Raw genomic sequence first — 15,030 nt, 5'->3', positions numbered from 1 at the left:
AATTCTGCCATGAGCCCGTATCCAGGCGTGACAAACCGGGCTCAGCCTGAAGGCTATTTTATGTTGCGTAAATCTATGGGGAAAGTAACAGATTGGTTGCATAAAAGCATAACAGTTACCGTTTTTCGCTCTCCAGCATTTTGATTATCCGCGCCGGGTTTCCGCCGACGACGGCGTTAGCTGGCACATTTTTTACTACGACGGCCCCCGACGCCACCACGGCATTGTCGCCGATAGTGACGCCTGGATTAATCACTGCCCGGCCGCCAATCCACACATTGTGGCCAATGGTGACGGGTTTTCCGTACTCTTGACCACTATTGCGGTCGACAGGGTCAAGGGGATGCGTAGCGGTATAAATATGCACGCCCGGCGCCAGCATGCAGTTATCGCCAATATGAATTGGACAGACGTCAAGCATGACGCAATCAAAGTTAGCGTAGAAATTTTTGCCGAGGAGGATATTGTAGCCATAGTCACAGCGAAATGTGGGTTCGATATACGCGTCACTGGCGCGCCCAAGCAGTTCAGAAAGTAATGCGTTTCTTAATTCACGTTCTTCAGGCGCTGAATGATTGTAGCGGTGCAGCAGCTGTCTGGCCCGCAGACGATCGGCTTTCAACGTGGCGTCACCTGCCAGATACAGTTCGCCGGCAATCATTTTTTGTTTCTCTTCACTCATGGAGGCTTCCTTATTTCCTTATCGTTAGGCCGCCATAGTATAAAAAAGAAACCGGTTTCATATTCACATTGAGCCAACATCTGTGAGCGCTGTCACACTTATTATCATCACAAGAGAGGGGCGTTTTTGGCACGAGATGTATAACTTTCATTTGAAATAAACTAGCGGATAAATTTCCAGACTGAAGGGGGGATCTTGTCATACAGTTTATTCATCGTCAGCTCAGCAAGACGATGGTCAGCCGCTGAGTAAAATACCGCCAGTTCATTATCAGAAAGTTCATATTTATTTTTTTCAATTACGCGCTCCAGCGTATCAATTGTCTGACAGCGTCGTAAGCGCATCAAATAGTCTACTTTGGTTAATGTTTTATCAGACATAAATTCACCTTTTGATTGTAATAATACTAACAAGAAAGACTGACCGGGTTTTCCCGACTGGCGTTGACAAAACAGCGGAATAACCGATTGCCCGATTTACGCCATTTCTGCAGATCTGCGCTGTTAATGCCGTAGTTGCTGAACAAGACGAAAGTGTCATCCAGATATTCGTCAATCTGGGTAATCAGCTTATTATCCTCTGCATACTTAATTTTATAATTAAGTGCGAACGCGGCAATGTGCTCGATCAATTCATTAAGCTGAAGATTGACAGCCGAGGTCGGGTCATTAACCCAGCCGTGGTTGCTCTCTTCCAGGTTTGCAAGACAGTCATGATACAGGGTTTCGCAGAGAAATTTAAGCTGCGCAATATCATGCCTTTTTGGCGAGTATTCGTCCATAACGCATCCCCTTTTGAGTGGTTTAAACGACGATTATCGACACCGTTGTGGGATGAACACGACTAACAGACCTGACACATACATTGTAATCTTGCTGTTTAACTATAATCCACTCTTAAAAAGATTTCATCGTGCTATTACGAAAAATTACAATTATCAGCGTCCTTTTATCCTCAATGCCTCGGACTTTATTATATCGTGCCGTTACCCCGATCGGAAAAAACGAATGCTGACCTTATATTTCATCAGGTTAGCCGACGCGTTTAGCCGTTATAGAGAGACAACCATACATAAAATCAGTGATTAAGAATATTCTGAGTTGGGGGCACGGGAAAGAAAATTGTGGAAAAAATGGAGATAAGCACCGCGACTCATCATTAAATATTATATCTCAGCTTATAAATTAGACAATAACAATCCGTGCGTTTTAACGTGGAACAAAAGAAAAGGGCCGCAAATGCGGCCCTGAGAGGAGAGATTAATGATGCTCAACCGGATGGCTGTGCTCAATATCCTCATTTTTCTTACTAAAGCGGCGGCGAACCACCACGAAGAACACCGGCACGAAGAAAATCGCCAGCACCGTCGCGGTCACCATCCCGCCCATTACGCCAGTACCGACGGCGTTCTGCGCACCGGAGCCTGCGCCGGAGCTGATAACCAGCGGCATGACCCCAAGGATGAACGCCAGCGAGGTCATCAGAATCGGACGCAGACGCATACGAACGGCTTCCAGCGTGGCTTCGATCAGGCCTTTGCCCTCTTTATCCATCAGGTCCTTGGCGAATTCAACGATAAGTATCGCGTTCTTCGCCGACAGGCCGATGGTGGTCAGCAGACCAACCTGGAAGTAGACGTCGTTGGTTAATCCACGGAAGGTGGCCGCCAGCAGCGCACCCACAACCCCCAGCGGAACAACCAGCATGACCGAGAACGGAATCGACCAGCTTTCATACAGCGCCGCCAGGCACAGGAAGACGACAATCAGCGAGATAGCATACAGCGCTGGTGCCTGGTTGCCTGACAACCGTTCCTGATAAGACATACCGGTCCAGTCATAACCAATACCCGCAGGCAGTTTACCCGCCAGCTCTTCCATCAGGTTCATCGCTTCACCGGTACTCTTACCCGGTGTCGCCTGGCCGAGGATTTCCATCGATGGCAGACCGTTGTAACGCTCCAGACGCGGCGAGCCGTATTCCCAGCGTGAAGTCGAGAAGGCGGAGAAGGGCACCATCTGTCCATCGCTGCCGCGTACGTACCAGTTGCCGATATCTTCCGGCAGCATACGGTATTTCGCTTCAGACATGATATACACTTTCTTCACGCGACCGCGGTCAATGAAGTCGTTGACGTAGCTACCACCCCATGCCGCGCCAAGCGTCGTGTTAATGTCGCTGATAGACACGCCGAGAGCCTGCGCTTTTTCCTGATCGATGTCCACTTTGAACTGCGGAGTATCTTCCAGTCCGTTTGGACGCACGCCGCTTAAGACGTCAGGATGCTGCGCGACCATACCAAAGAGCTGGTTACGTGCCTGGGTCAGTTTTTCATGTCCCAGTCCCGCCTGGTCGATAAGCTGGAAGTCAAAGCCCGTTGCGGTACCCAGTTCAACAATTGCCGGCAGGTTAAAGGCGAAGACCATTGCGTCTTTAATCTGCGAGAAATACCCCATTGCGCGACCGGTAATCGCCTCAACTTTGTTTTCTTCGCCCGGACGCTGGCTCCAGTCTTTCAAAGAAACGAACGCGATACCGGTGTTCTGCCCACGACCCGCGAAACCAAAGCCGTTTACGGCGAATACCGATTCAACGTTGTTTTTCTCTTTGGTGAGATAATAGTCGGTCATCTCATCCAGAACTTTCTGGGTACGCTCCTGAGTTGCGCCAGCAGGCAGCTGCGCCATGCTCAGGAAGACGCCCTGGTCTTCGTCCGGCAGGAACGAACTTGGCAGACGAACGAACAGCCAGGCCATGCCGACAACGATGATCAGGTACAGCACCAGATAACGACCGGTACTGCGCAGGATATTGCCTACGCTATCGGTGTAGTGATGCGTGCTCTTATCGAACATGCGGTTAAACCAACCGAAGAAGCCGGTGGTGGCGCCATGGCTGCCTTTCTGGATGGGTTTCAGCATCGTGGCGCAGAGCGCCGGGGTCAGAATCAGTGCCACCAGTACCGACAGCGCCATCGCGGAAACGATAGTGATCGAGAACTGACGGTAAATCGCACCGGTAGAACCGCCGAAGAAGGCCATCGGGATAAATACCGCGGAAAGCACCATCGCGATACCCACCAGCGCGCCCTGAATCTGGCCCATTGATTTACGCGTGGCCTCTTTCGGCGGCAGCCCTTCTTCGGCCATTACACGCTCGACGTTTTCTACCACCACGATGGCGTCATCCACGAGCAGGCCTATGGCGAGCACCATACCAAACATGGTGAGGGTGTTTATCGAGAAGCCGAACAGCGCGAGGATAGCGAACGTCCCCAGCAGTACAACCGGCACGGCGATAGTCGGAATCAGCGTTGCGCGGAAGTTCTGCAGGAACAGGTACATCACCAGGAACACCAGAATGATGGCTTCAACCAGCGTTTTCACCACTTCGTGAATGGAGATCTGCACGAAGGGAGTGGTGTCATACGGGTAAACAATCTTCAGGCCTGACGGGAAGAAAGGTTCCATTTTCTTCAGTTCGGCACGAATGGCGTTGGCGGTATCCAGCGCATTCGCGCCGGTCGCGAGCTTAATACCCAGACCGGACGCGGGCTGACCGTTAAACTTCGCGATAACGTCATAGTTCTCACCACCCAGCTCAATCTTCGCAACATCGCGCAGACGCACCTGGGAACCATCCTGGTTAACCTTCAGCAGAATGTTGCCGAACTCTTCAGTATTGGTCAGACGGGTCTGCGCCACGATGGAGGCGTTCAGCTGCTGACCTTTCACAGGTGGAGTACCGCCTAACTGTCCTGCTGCAACCTGGGCGTTCTGCGCTTTCAGGGCGCTGATCACGTCAACCGGCGTAAGCTGGAAGTTATTAAGCTTGTTCGGATCCATCCAGATACGCATCGCGTACTGGGAACCGAACAGCTGCACGTCACCGACGCCGCTTGTACGGCTAATCGCATCCTTCATGTTGGCGGCAACATAGTCAGAAATGTCATCCTGATTCATGGTGCCGTTGGTATTGATAACGCCAACAACCATCAGGAAGCTGCTGGATGCCTTTTCAACGCTAATACCCTGCTGCTGAACCTCTTGCGGCAGCAGCGGTGTTGCCAGCGCCAGCTTGTTCTGTACCTGTACCTGGGCGATATCCGGATCGGTACCGGATTCAAAGGTGAGGGTGATAGTTGCTGTACCGGTGGAGTCGCCATTTGAAGACATGTACATCAGGTGATCGATACCGTTCATGTTCTGTTCGATAACCTGGGTCACGGTGTTCTGCACGGTTTCAGCATCGGCACCGGGGTACATGGCTGTAATGGAAATTGCCGGCGGCGCAATCGTCGGGTATTGCGCTATCGGCAACTTGAGGATCGATAACCCCCCAGCCAGCATGATGATAATGGCGATCACCCACGCAAATATGGGGCGATCGATAAAGAAATTAGGCATGTCTTAACGGCTCCTGTTTAAGTTAAGACTTGGGTTGTTCTGACTGAGCGTTGCCTGCGGCTTGCTGTTTATCGTCAGAAACGACTTCCTGCGCTTTAACCTGCACGCCAGGTCTGACTTTTTGCAGACCGGTGATGATGACGCGATCGCCCGTTTTCAGCCCTTCGGTGACCAGCCATTTATCACCAATAGCCTGAGTGGCGGTAATCTGGCGAACTTCGACTTTATCACCTTCGCCGACGACCATCGCGCTGGCATCGCCGCGCGGGGTGCGGGTTACGCCCTGCTGAGGAACCAGCAGCGCATCCGGGTTTACGCCTTCTTCCAGACGCGCGCGGACGAACATCCCCGGCAGCAGAGTGTGATCCGGGTTCGGGAAAATGGCGCGCAGCGTGATAGAACCGGTGGTCTGATCAACGGTGACGTCAGAAAACTCCAGCGTACCGTTCTGCGGGTATTTCAGACCGTCGTTTGTCACCAGCTCAACCTTCGCTTTACCGTTTTCCTGCTGCAGCTTGCCGTTGGCCAGCTCTTGTTTCAGACGCAGAAAATCGTTGCTCGATTGCGTCACATCAACATAGATAGGATCCAGCTGTTGCACGGTCGCCAGGGCGGTGGTTTGGCCGTTTTGCACCAGAGCACCTTCCGTGACCGCGGATTTACCAATGCGGCCGGAGATTGGCGAGGTGACTTTGGTGTAGGCCAGATTAATGCGCGCGGTTTCAACCGCTGCTTTGGCGGCAACCACGGCGGCGTTGCTCTGTTGCGCGGTCGCGACGGCAGTATCGTAATCCTGTTGACTGATGTACTTAGTGCCTAACAGTTTCTGATAACGCTTAACCGTCAGCTGATCCATATTTGCTGCGGCCTGCGCTTTGGCTAAATCGCCTTTCGCGCTTTCATAAGTGGCCTGATAGGTCGCCGGATCGATTTGATAAAGAGATACCCCTGCCTGGATATCGCTCCCTTCGGTGAAGTTACGTTTAAGAATAATGCCACTGACCTGAGGACGAACTTCCGCAACGCGATAGGCGCTGGTACGGCCTGGCAGTTCGGTAGTAATTTGTAGAGGAGCGGATTTGAGCGTCACAATACCGACTTCCGGCATTTGTTGGGCTCCTTGCTGAGCCGGTTTGTCGTCACATCCTGTTAGCGCTAAGCTGCCTGAGAGCATCAGAACGACCGCCAGAGGCGTTAACCCTCTGTTTTTGTTCATATGTAAACCTCGAGTGTCCAATTTCAAATTGTTCAGTGGCTCAATCGACCACAAACCCACTGCTGTGTTTCTATTATGGTCATGCTATGGTACATACATTCACAAATGTATGTAAACGTAACCTCTGTAAACTCATCGACCTATGGCACGAAAAACCAAACAACAGGCGCTTGAAACCCGGCAACATATTCTGGATGTTGCTCTACGTCTGTTTTCGCAGCAAGGCGTATCATCCACCTCGCTGGCCGCAATTGCAAAAGAGGCCGGTGTGACGAGGGGCGCTATCTATTGGCATTTCAAAAATAAATCAGATTTATTTAATGAAATATGGGTACTTTCAGAAGCCAACATCAACGATCTCGAAGTTGAGTATCGGGCAAAATTCCCCAACGATCCACTGTCAGTTGTCAGAGAGATCTTAGTGTATATCCTTGAAGCAACGGTGACAGAAAAACGCAGGCGCTTGATGATGGAAATCATTTTCCATAAATGCGAGTTCGTCGGAGAGATGGTCACGCTGCAAGAAGCGCAGCGAAGTTTATGCCTTGAGAGCTACGATCGTATCGAGCAGACATTAAAAGAGTGCATTGCGGCGAAGATGCTGCCCGCAAATTTACTCACCCGGCGGGCGGCGATTTTAATGCGCAGCTATCTTTCTGGCCTGATGGAGAACTGGCTGCTGGCGCCCAACGCCTTCGATCTGCAGCATGAAGCGCGGGCATATGTTGAAACGCTGCTTGAAATGTATCAATTGTGCCCCTCCCTGCGCAGTTCTGAAGGCGCGGAAGCTTAAGTACCCTCGCGGACAAAAGGGGGATTTTTCCTGCTGTCCGCCGCTATTCGCGCGATAACAGAAGTGCTATCCTTCGCGCTGCGACGATCCCCGGTATTCTCCGGCTTTTGCAATCACTCATGTTAACACTATGCTGCATACTATTCGTTGGCGAAACGCCATATCCGCTTTTGTTCTTACCCTGATGTTTTTCATCGGCTGTGTTAGCGTTAACACGGCGCTGGCGGCTGATTTACCTGAACGTTCCGAGGTGCAAAGCCAGCTCACGACGCTGAATAAGCAAAAAGAACTGACCCCGCAGGACAAGCTGGTTCAGCAGGACCTGACCCAGACCCTGGAAACCCTCGATAAAATCGAACGCATTAAGTCGGAAACGACGCAGTTGCGTCAGCAGGTGGCCCAGGCGCCAGCGAAAATGAATCAGGCTATCGATAGCCTCAACGCGCTAAGCGATGTTCCCGATGATGAGGCGACGCGTAAAACGTTGAGCACGTTATCGCTGCGTCAGCTGGAATCGCGCGTCTCTCAGACGCTGGACGATTTGCAAAACGCGCAGAACGATCTGGCAACCTATAACAGCCAGTTAGTCTCCCTACAAACCCAGCCGGAACGCGTGCAGAACGCGATGTACTCCGCTTCGCAGCAGCTGCAGCAGATCCGTAACCGCCTGAATGGCACCTCGACGGGGGAGGAGGCGCTGCGTCCTACCCAGCAAAGTTTGCTGCTGGCGCAGCAGGCTCTGCTGAATGCGCAGATAGACCAGCAGCGCAAAAGCCTGGAAGGTAACACGGTCCTGCAGGATACACTGCAAAAGCAGCGTGATTACATCACCGCCTACAGCAACCGTCTTGAACACCAGCTTCAGTTATTGCAGGAGGCGGTAAATAGCAAGCGCCTGACGCTGACGGAAAAGACGGCTCAGGAAGCGGTTTCTCCGGACGAAACGGCGCGTATTCAGGCAAACCCGCTGGTGAAGCAGGAGCTGGAGATTAACCACCAGCTTAGCCAAAGACTGATTTCGGCGACGGAAAATGGTAATCAGCTGGTTCAGCGCAACATCAAAGTGAAGACCTGGCTCGATCGCGCTTTGCAATCCGAGCGTGACATAAAAGAGCAGATTTCCGTGCTGAAAGGCAGCCTGCTGCTGTCGCGTATCCTTTATCAGCAACAGCAAACGCTGCCCTCTGCGGAGGAGCTGAGTGATATGACGAACCGCATCGCCGACCTGCGCCTCGAACAGTTTGAGGTTAACCAGCAGCGCGATGCGTTGTTCCAGAGCGATGCGTACGTCGCGAAGCTGGAGGAAGGGCACGGCAGTGATGTCAATGCCGAAGTGCATAGCGCGCTTCTCGAAATCGTTGATATGCGCCGGGAGCTGCTCGATCAGTTCAACAAACAGCTGGGTAACCAGCTGATGATGGCCATTAACCTGCAGATCAATCAGCAGCAGTTAATGAGCGTGTCGACCAACCTGAAAGCCATTCTGACGCAGCAGATTTTTTGGGTAAACAGTAACCGTCCGATGGACTGGGAGTGGGTTAAAGCCTTCCCGGAAGCGCTGAAAGGGCAGTTTAAGGCGATGAAAATCACCGTAAACTGGGAAAAAGCCTGGCCTGCGGTATTTATCGCTTTCCTTGCCGGCCTGCCGTTGCTGCTGATTGCCGGTCTGATTCGCTGGCGCCTTAACTGGCTGAAAGCGTATCAGGCGAAGCTGGCTTCACAGGTGGGGCAACTGCGCAATGACACTCAGCTTCACACGCCGAAAGCGATTCTTATCGATCTGATCCGCGCGCTGCCTGTAGTGCTGGTTATTCTGGCCATTGGCCTGATTCTGCTGACCATGCAGCTGAATATCAGCGATTTGCTATGGGCTTATAGTAAGAAGCTGGCACTGTTCTGGCTGGTGTTTGGCCTGTGCTGGAAGGTTCTGGAGAAAGACGGCGTGGCGGTGCGCCACTTTAATATGCCGTCGCAGTTGACCAGCCACTGGCGGCGGCAGATTGTCCGCGTCAGCCTTGCGCTACTGCCGCTCAATTTCTGGTCGGTGATGTCGGAACTGTCGCCGCTGCACCTGATGGATGACGTGCTCGGGCAGTTCGTGATTTTCCTCAACCTGCTGCTGATCGCGGTGCTTGTCCTGCCGATGTGCCGCGAAAGCTGGCGCGATAAAGAATCCCACAGCCTGCGCCTTATCACCGTCACCGTGCTATCGATAGTGCCCATCGCCCTGATGGTGCTGACGGCAACCGGCTACTTCTACACCACGCTGCGTCTGGCCGGCCGCTGGATTGAAACCGTTTACCTGGTGATGCTGTGGAACCTGCTGTACCAGACCGTTCTGCGCGGCCTGAGCGTGGCCGCCCGGCGTATTGCCTGGCGCCGTGCGCTGGCGCGTCGTCAGCATCTGGTTAAAGAGGGCGCGGAAGGGGCCGAACCCCAGGAAGAACCGACGATTGCCCTCGAGCAGGTTAACCAGCAAACGCTGCGTATTACGATGCTGGTGATGATTGCGCTGTTTGCCGTGCTGTTCTGGGCGATTTGGTCCGATCTGATCACCGTCTTCGCCTATCTCGACAGTATTACGCTGTGGCATTACAACGGTACGGAAGCTGGCGTCAGCGCCGTGAAAAGCGTCACTATGGGCAGCCTGCTGTTCGCGATTGTCGCGTCGATGGTCGCCTGGGCGTTAATTCGCAACCTGCCGGGCCTGCTGGAAGTGCTGGTGCTATCGAGACTCAATATGCGCCAGGGGGCGTCGTATGCGATTACGACTATCCTTAATTACGCCATTATTGTTATTGGCGCGATGACGGTATTTGGCTCGTTGGGCGTTTCGTGGGACAAACTTCAGTGGCTGGCGGCCGCCCTGTCGGTTGGTTTAGGGTTTGGCTTACAGGAGATCTTCGGTAACTTTGTTTCCGGTTTGATTATTCTCTTTGAGCGTCCGGTGCGTATTGGCGATACGGTGACCATTGGTACCTTCTCCGGTACCGTCAGCAAAATCCGCATTCGCGCCACGACCATTACCGATTTTGACCGTAAAGAGGTCATTATCCCGAACAAAGCCTTCGTGACGGAACGCTTGATCAACTGGTCGCTCTCCGACACCGTCACCCGAGTGGTCATCCGCCTTGGCGTGGCCTATGGTTCCGACCTGGATAAGGTTAAAGAAGTGCTGCTCCAGGCCGCGCATGAGCATCCGAAAGTGATGCAAGAGCCCGCGCCCTCGGTCTTCTTTACCACCTTCGGCGCCAGCACGCTCGATCATGAACTGCGCCTGTACGTGCGTGAACTTCGCGATCGCAGCTATGCGGTGGATGAGCTTAACCGCGCTATCGATCGTTTGTGCCGCGAGAACAATATTGATATCGCCTTTAACCAGCTTGAGGTTCATCTGCGCAATGAGAAAGGCGATGAAGTGACAGAGGTGAAGCGGGATAAAGGCGGCGATGCCTCGCCGACGATGGGCTAAGCATAATGGGGCGGCGGGGATTCCGCCCCGCAGGTATTAATGGCTGAGCGAGGAGAGTTCTTCCTGGCTCAGACCGGTCAGCTCGATCACCATCTTTGGTTCCAGCCCGCTGGCGAGCATTTTCAGGTCAATGCTGCGGGAGATTTCTTTACGCCCCTCGAGCCTTCCTTCTTTTCTACTTTTTTTACAACCTTTCTCTTCCAGCCATTCGGCAATCGTCATCATTAGCTCCTTGTACCCGGGCGACTGCTTCGCCAGTTCGCGAATGAGTGGCCCGGGCTTTTCCGTGGATCCCGCCTGCAGCATATAGCGGATTAAGGTAAAGCTGGAGCCAGTTGAGCGTATGTGGCCAGGGGCTGACGGTGCCGTGATAAAACAGAATCGGGACCACCAGCGGCAGCGTATTGAGATCGCAGATACTTAAAAACTGTGCGGGAAGATAAAGCTGTAAAAAATCGCGAGCGACCTCTTTCTGGGCCAGCATTTGACGAAAATAGCATCGTGCGGCGTACGTGAGAATCTTTCCATGAGCATCTATCCGTTGTGGTAAGGGGCAGGGTACAACTCTGCCACCCCCAACGATCCGCCAACAGACTACTCCTGTGCGTTATGCGAGGCCTCTTCCGCACTTTTTACTTTGTTTTCATAGTCTCGACGGATAATTTCCAGCGCAGCTAGCACGGTTCGCGCAGGAACTTTATTCTCCTCAAGCAGCATAATTAAATCGACGGCCAGCTTGACCTCGTCAGGGGCATTTTCCAGCGACATACTTCTTCCTCCCATTAGCGCGTTAAGCGGGCCAGTCTGTTTTCAATTTTTTCCAGCGCGTCGCGACAGCGGGCCAGGCGCCCGGTATAGGCTTCAACTTCCTTTGCCAGCCGCTGCTGGTCATCAAGGCTTATGGCTTGCGCCAGCCGTCTCTGTCGGTCGTTGCGCATAGCCAGCAGGCGCCGTTCATACTCCTGATGCTGTAGACGTCTGCGCTGCCAGCGGCTAAGCGTTGGCGACGCGCTATCCCAGGCGCGTAATGACCAGGTCGCCGTTTCCCGGTTAATCGCGGCGATTTGGGCAACGAGACGTTCTGCCAGCCAGGCGACTTGTGCAAGCTGCTGGCGTTCGGCCGCCTGTTTTAACGCCGTAAAGCCGTCTCTGGCCTCATTGAGATAAGCCTGCATCTGCGTGCTGCGGGTACGGAACAACTGACGATCGAAGCGCGGGCTGAGGGTCGCGTGATTGGCCATGGGCGCCACCTGAGCGGCCAGCTCCGCAAGCTGGTTTTCCAGTGAATGTAAAAGCCGGGCGGTTTTCAAATAACTCCTCCATCCCCTGATAAGCAACTGTGCTACATTAGCGTTATCTTCGTGATAACGATTCGCATTATGCCACGTATTATTTTGATCATCATTGGCTGGCTGGCGGTAGCGCTGGGAACGCTGGGCGTGTTTTTACCGCTACTGCCGACGACGCCGTTTATCCTGCTTGCCGCCTGGTGCTTTGCGCGCTCGTCGCCGCGATTTCACCACTGGCTTTTGTATCGCTCATGGTTTGGCGGCTACCTGCGTCACTGGCAGAAATACCGCGCCATGCCGCCGGGCGCGAAGCCGCGGGCGGTGGCGATGATTTTGCTGACCTTTGCCATTTCGCTGTGGCTGGTTAATCTTACCTGGGTGCGCATCTTGCTGCTGATCATTCTGACCTGTCTGCTGATATTTATGTGGCGCATTCCGGTGGTTGATGCAAAGCAACAAAAGCACTGATGCGCAATAATGATGGTTGCAATTGTCGCTGACAGCCAGTAAATTCTGGCGTTTTCGAGCGCGGGTAAGCCTGGTCAAAGGTTAAACAAAAGTTTCTTTGGCCCATTTGGCATGCCCGTGAGTAACACCGTTTTAATCAGGCATACACTTATGACCGCAACAGCACAGCAGCTTGAATATCTGAAGAACAGCATCCAAAGCATCCAGGACTATCCGAAACCTGGCATCCTTTTCCGTGATGTCACCAGCTTGCTGGAAGACCCGAAGGCCTATGCGCTCAGCATTGAGCTGCTGGCCGAGCGTTATAAAGACGCGGGAATTACCAAAGTGGTGGGTACCGAGGCGCGCGGCTTTTTATTTGGCGCACCGGTTGCGCTGGCGCTGGGCGTAGGCTTTGTTCCTGTACGCAAGCCGCGTAAGCTGCCGCGTGAAACCATCGCGGAAAGCTACGAGCTGGAGTACGGCACCGATCAGCTGGAAATCCATATTGATGCCATTAAAGCAGGCGATAAGGTGCTGGTGGTTGACGATCTGCTGGCGACCGGCGGTACCATCGACGCCACCGTGAAGCTCATCCGTCGTCTGGGTGGTGAAGTGCATGACGCGGCCTTTATTATCAATCTGTTCGATCTGGGCGGCGAGCAGCGCCTGGAAAAACTGGGAATCAACTGCTATAGCCTGGTCCCTTTCCCGGGCCACTAAGCATTTCCCGCCACATAGCCTCGCTGATTGAGCGGGGCTGTGATAGCATGACCCCTCGTGATTTCACCTTCCAGCGTTTCAGAGCCAGCCCATGAGTTATCAGGTCTTAGCCCGTAAATGGCGCCCACAAACCTTTGCTGACGTCGTCGGCCAGGAACATGTGCTGACCGCACTGGCGAACGGCTTGTCGTTAGGGCGCATTCATCACGCATATCTTTTTTCCGGTACCCGCGGAGTCGGTAAAACCTCTATCGCGCGCCTGTTGGCAAAAGGATTAAACTGCGAAACCGGCATTACCGCCACGCCGTGCGGCGTCTGCGACAACTGCCGAGAAATAGAACAGGGGCGCTTTGTCGATCTGATTGAGATCGATGCCGCCTCGCGCACCAAAGTCGAAGATACCCGCGATCTGCTGGATAACGTCCAGTACGCGCCGGCCCGCGGTCGCTTCAAGGTCTATCTGATCGATGAAGTCCATATGCTTTCGCGCCACAGCTTCAACGCGTTGTTAAAAACGCTGGAGGAGCCGCCGGCGCACGTTAAATTTCTGCTGGCGACGACCGATCCGCAGAAGCTGCCGGTAACGATTCTTTCCCGCTGTCTGCAGTTTCATCTCAAGGCGCTGGACGTCGAACAGATTCGCCATCAGCTGGAACATATTCTCGGCGCCGAGCAGATCGCTTTTGAACCGCGCGCGCTGCAGCTGCTGTCGCGCGCGGCGGACGGTAGCCTGCGCGATGCGTTAAGCCTGACCGATCAGGCCATTGCCAGCGGCGACGGTCGCCTGACGGCAGAATCCGTTAGCGCCATGCTCGGCACCCTTGACGACGATCAGGCCCTATCGCTGATTGAGGCGCTGGTGGCTGCCGACGGCGAGCGGGTCATGGCCGGCGTGAATGAGGCTGCCGCTCGCGGCGTAGAGTGGGAGGCCTTGCTGGTGGAGATGCAGAGCCTGTTGCACCGTATTGCGATGGTTCAGCTCTCGCCGTCGGCGCTGGGAACGGATATGGCCGCGATTGAGCTGCGCATGCGCGAGCTGGCGCGGACGGTGCCGCCAACCGATGTTCAGCTGTACTATCAAACGCTACTGATTGGCCGTAAAGAGCTCCCGTACGCCCCGGACAGACGAATGGGGGTCGAGATGACGCTTCTGCGTGCGCTGGCTTTCCATCCGCGTATGCCGCTGCCGGAACCGGAGGCGCCGCCGGTGCAGGCTATTCAGGCCGCCCCCGTCCAGCAGGCCGTTCCGGAATCCGCGCCGCCGCCGCCGAATTTGCCGCAGACCACCAGCCAGGTGCTGGCGGCCCGCAGCCAGCTGCAGCGTAGCCAGGGAGCGCCCACCCCAAAAAAGAGTGAACCGGCAGCCGCTTCCCGCGCGCGGCCGGTGAATAACGCTGCGCTGGAACGACTGAGCTCGATTACCGAGCGCGTACAGGCGCGTCCGGCTGCGGCTGCGCTGGAAAAAGCTCCGGCGAAAAAAGAAGCCTATCGTTGGAAATCGACGACGGTTGTTGAAACCGTAAAAGAAGAAGTGGCGACGCCGAAGGCGCTGAAAAAAGCGCTGGAGCATGAAAAAACGCCGGAACTGGCGGCGAAACTGGCAGTCGAAGCGGTCGAGCGCGATAGCTGGGCGGCGGAAGTCAGCCGGCTCGCGGTGCCAAAACTGGTGGAGCAGGTGGCCCTTAACGCCTGGAAAGAGCAGGAGGGCCATCGCGTCTGCCTGCATCTGCGTCCGAGCCAGCGTCACCTGAATTCGGCGGGCGCGCAGCAAAAGCTGGCGGAAGCGCTCGGCATTTTGTACGGTACGCCGGTTGAATTGACCATCGTGGAAGATGATAATCCCGCGATGCGCACGCCGCTTGAGTGGCGGCAGGCAATTTATGAAGAAAAGCTCGCGCAGGCGCGTGAAGCGATTATTGCGGATAATAACATTCAGACGCTGCGTCGATTCTTCGATGCGGACCTGGATGAAGAGAGTATTCGCCCCATTTGATTGCAAGTC

13 protein-coding genes, 1 pseudogene and 1 other annotated feature are annotated in these 15,030 nt (G+C 54.2%); of the genes and pseudogenes, 6 read left to right on the top strand and 8 right to left on the bottom strand.

The features are described 5' to 3' along the window. Positions 1-9: 9 nt before the first annotated feature. Positions 10-144: a hypothetical protein gene (locus tag HMPREF1144_RS33705; RefSeq protein WP_223226670.1), complete on the top strand. Its 135-nt coding sequence runs from the start codon at positions 10-12 to the stop codon at positions 142-144. Here HMPREF1144_RS33705 and maa read toward each other — a convergent pair. The 5 genes from maa to acrA form a co-directional block, all read right to left on the bottom strand. Beyond that, positions 116-682, bottom strand: coding sequence for a maltose O-acetyltransferase (gene maa / locus HMPREF1144_RS17820; RefSeq protein ID WP_004848331.1), 567 nt, complete (start codon positions 680-682; stop codon positions 116-118). The genes HMPREF1144_RS33705 and maa overlap by 29 nt on opposite strands. A 161-nt stretch (positions 683-843) precedes the next feature. Next, complete coding sequence (locus HMPREF1144_RS17815; RefSeq protein WP_004848333.1) at positions 844-1,062, bottom strand: HHA domain-containing protein; 219 nt, start codon at positions 1,060-1,062, stop codon at positions 844-846. A gap of 26 nt (positions 1,063-1,088) precedes the next feature. Continuing rightward, positions 1,089-1,463, bottom strand: coding sequence for an Hha toxicity modulator TomB (tomB, locus tag HMPREF1144_RS17810; protein WP_009653563.1), 375 nt, complete (start codon positions 1,461-1,463; stop codon positions 1,089-1,091). Between the two features lie 478 nt (positions 1,464-1,941). Beyond that, positions 1,942-5,088, bottom strand: coding sequence for a multidrug efflux RND transporter permease subunit AcrB (gene acrB / locus HMPREF1144_RS17805; protein WP_004848339.1), 3,147 nt, complete (start codon positions 5,086-5,088; stop codon positions 1,942-1,944). Positions 5,089-5,110: 22 nt separating this feature from the next. Further along, positions 5,111-6,304, bottom strand: coding sequence for a multidrug efflux RND transporter periplasmic adaptor subunit AcrA (gene acrA, locus HMPREF1144_RS17800; protein ID WP_004136054.1), 1,194 nt, complete (start codon positions 6,302-6,304; stop codon positions 5,111-5,113). A 142-nt stretch (positions 6,305-6,446) separates the two neighbouring features. On the opposite strand from acrA, the gene acrR reads away from it, so the two are divergent. Together acrR and mscK are read left to right on the top strand one after the other, a co-directional pair. After that, positions 6,447-7,097 (top strand): multidrug efflux transporter transcriptional repressor AcrR, encoded by a 651-nt coding sequence (gene acrR / locus HMPREF1144_RS17795; RefSeq protein WP_004848342.1) that lies wholly within the window; start codon positions 6,447-6,449, stop codon positions 7,095-7,097. Positions 7,098-7,227: 130 nt separating this feature from the next. Then, positions 7,228-10,569 carry a mechanosensitive channel MscK gene (mscK, locus tag HMPREF1144_RS17790; RefSeq protein WP_009653587.1) on the top strand — a complete coding sequence of 1,114 codons (3,342 nt, stop codon included), beginning with the start codon at positions 7,228-7,230 and terminating at the stop codon, positions 10,567-10,569. 36 nt (positions 10,570-10,605) lie between these two features. On the opposite strand, the pseudogene HMPREF1144_RS31735 reads toward mscK, so the two are convergent. The 3 genes and pseudogenes from HMPREF1144_RS31735 to priC all read right to left on the bottom strand — a co-directional run bounded on the left by HMPREF1144_RS31735 (position 10,606) and on the right by priC (position 11,879). Next, a pseudogene (locus tag HMPREF1144_RS31735) lies at positions 10,606-11,097 on the bottom strand (Rpn family recombination-promoting nuclease/putative transposase). 66 nt (positions 11,098-11,163) lie between these two features. Beyond that, positions 11,164-11,337: a pleiotropic regulatory protein RsmS gene (gene rsmS, locus HMPREF1144_RS31730; RefSeq protein ID WP_009653570.1), complete on the bottom strand. Its 174-nt coding sequence runs from the start codon at positions 11,335-11,337 to the stop codon at positions 11,164-11,166. Positions 11,338-11,351: 14 nt separating this feature from the next. Next, on the bottom strand, positions 11,352-11,879 hold the full coding sequence (gene priC / locus HMPREF1144_RS17780) for a primosomal replication protein N'' (protein ID WP_004848351.1): 528 nt from the start codon (positions 11,877-11,879) through the stop codon (positions 11,352-11,354). A gap of 69 nt (positions 11,880-11,948) precedes the next feature. Here priC and HMPREF1144_RS17775 point away from each other — a divergent pair, with 69 nt between their 5' ends. The 3 genes from HMPREF1144_RS17775 to dnaX all read left to right on the top strand — a co-directional run bounded on the left by HMPREF1144_RS17775 (position 11,949) and on the right by dnaX (position 15,021). Continuing rightward, positions 11,949-12,326, top strand: coding sequence for a DUF454 family protein (locus HMPREF1144_RS17775; protein ID WP_004848353.1), 378 nt, complete (start codon positions 11,949-11,951; stop codon positions 12,324-12,326). Between the two features lie 150 nt (positions 12,327-12,476). Further along, a complete protein-coding gene (gene apt / locus HMPREF1144_RS17770) occupies positions 12,477-13,028 on the top strand; it encodes an adenine phosphoribosyltransferase (RefSeq protein ID WP_004848355.1) in 552 nt (183 codons plus the stop codon). A gap of 91 nt (positions 13,029-13,119) precedes the next feature. Next, positions 13,120-15,021 carry a DNA polymerase III subunit gamma/tau gene (dnaX, locus tag HMPREF1144_RS17765; protein ID WP_042927986.1) on the top strand — a complete coding sequence of 634 codons (1,902 nt, stop codon included), beginning with the start codon at positions 13,120-13,122 and terminating at the stop codon, positions 15,019-15,021. Next, positions 14,354-14,418, top strand: a sequence feature (DnaX frameshifting element). (Overlaps the previous gene by 65 nt.) Positions 15,022-15,030: the final 9 nt, after the last annotated feature.

This window comes from Klebsiella sp. OBRC7 (genome assembly GCF_000293135.1).
In the GTDB taxonomy this organism is placed as follows: domain Bacteria; phylum Pseudomonadota; class Gammaproteobacteria; order Enterobacterales; family Enterobacteriaceae; genus Klebsiella; species Klebsiella michiganensis.
This window is presented reverse-complemented; position numbering and strand designations above follow the sequence as displayed.

What these genes read in the sequence shown, in the direction of transcription:
- HMPREF1144_RS33705 (WP_223226670.1), top strand. Translation starts at nt 10, where the DNA reads ATGAGCCCGTATCCAGGCGTGACAAACCGGGCTCAGCCTGAAGGCTAT.
- maa (WP_004848331.1), bottom strand. Translation starts at nt 682, where the DNA reads ATGAGTGAAGAGAAACAAAAAATGATTGCCGGCGAACTGTATCTGGCA.
- HMPREF1144_RS17815 (WP_004848333.1), bottom strand. Translation starts at nt 1,062, where the DNA reads ATGTCTGATAAAACATTAACCAAAGTAGACTATTTGATGCGCTTACGA.
- tomB (WP_009653563.1), bottom strand. Translation starts at nt 1,463, where the DNA reads ATGGACGAATACTCGCCAAAAAGGCATGATATTGCGCAGCTTAAATTT.
- acrB (WP_004848339.1), bottom strand. Translation starts at nt 5,088, where the DNA reads ATGCCTAATTTCTTTATCGATCGCCCCATATTTGCGTGGGTGATCGCC.
- acrA (WP_004136054.1), bottom strand. Translation starts at nt 6,304, where the DNA reads ATGAACAAAAACAGAGGGTTAACGCCTCTGGCGGTCGTTCTGATGCTC.
- acrR (WP_004848342.1), top strand. Translation starts at nt 6,447, where the DNA reads ATGGCACGAAAAACCAAACAACAGGCGCTTGAAACCCGGCAACATATT.
- mscK (WP_009653587.1), top strand. Translation starts at nt 7,228, where the DNA reads ATGCTGCATACTATTCGTTGGCGAAACGCCATATCCGCTTTTGTTCTT.
- rsmS (WP_009653570.1), bottom strand. Translation starts at nt 11,337, where the DNA reads ATGTCGCTGGAAAATGCCCCTGACGAGGTCAAGCTGGCCGTCGATTTA.
- HMPREF1144_RS17775 (WP_004848353.1), top strand. Translation starts at nt 11,949, where the DNA reads ATGCCACGTATTATTTTGATCATCATTGGCTGGCTGGCGGTAGCGCTG.
- apt (WP_004848355.1), top strand. Translation starts at nt 12,477, where the DNA reads ATGACCGCAACAGCACAGCAGCTTGAATATCTGAAGAACAGCATCCAA.
- dnaX (WP_042927986.1), top strand. Translation starts at nt 13,120, where the DNA reads ATGAGTTATCAGGTCTTAGCCCGTAAATGGCGCCCACAAACCTTTGCT.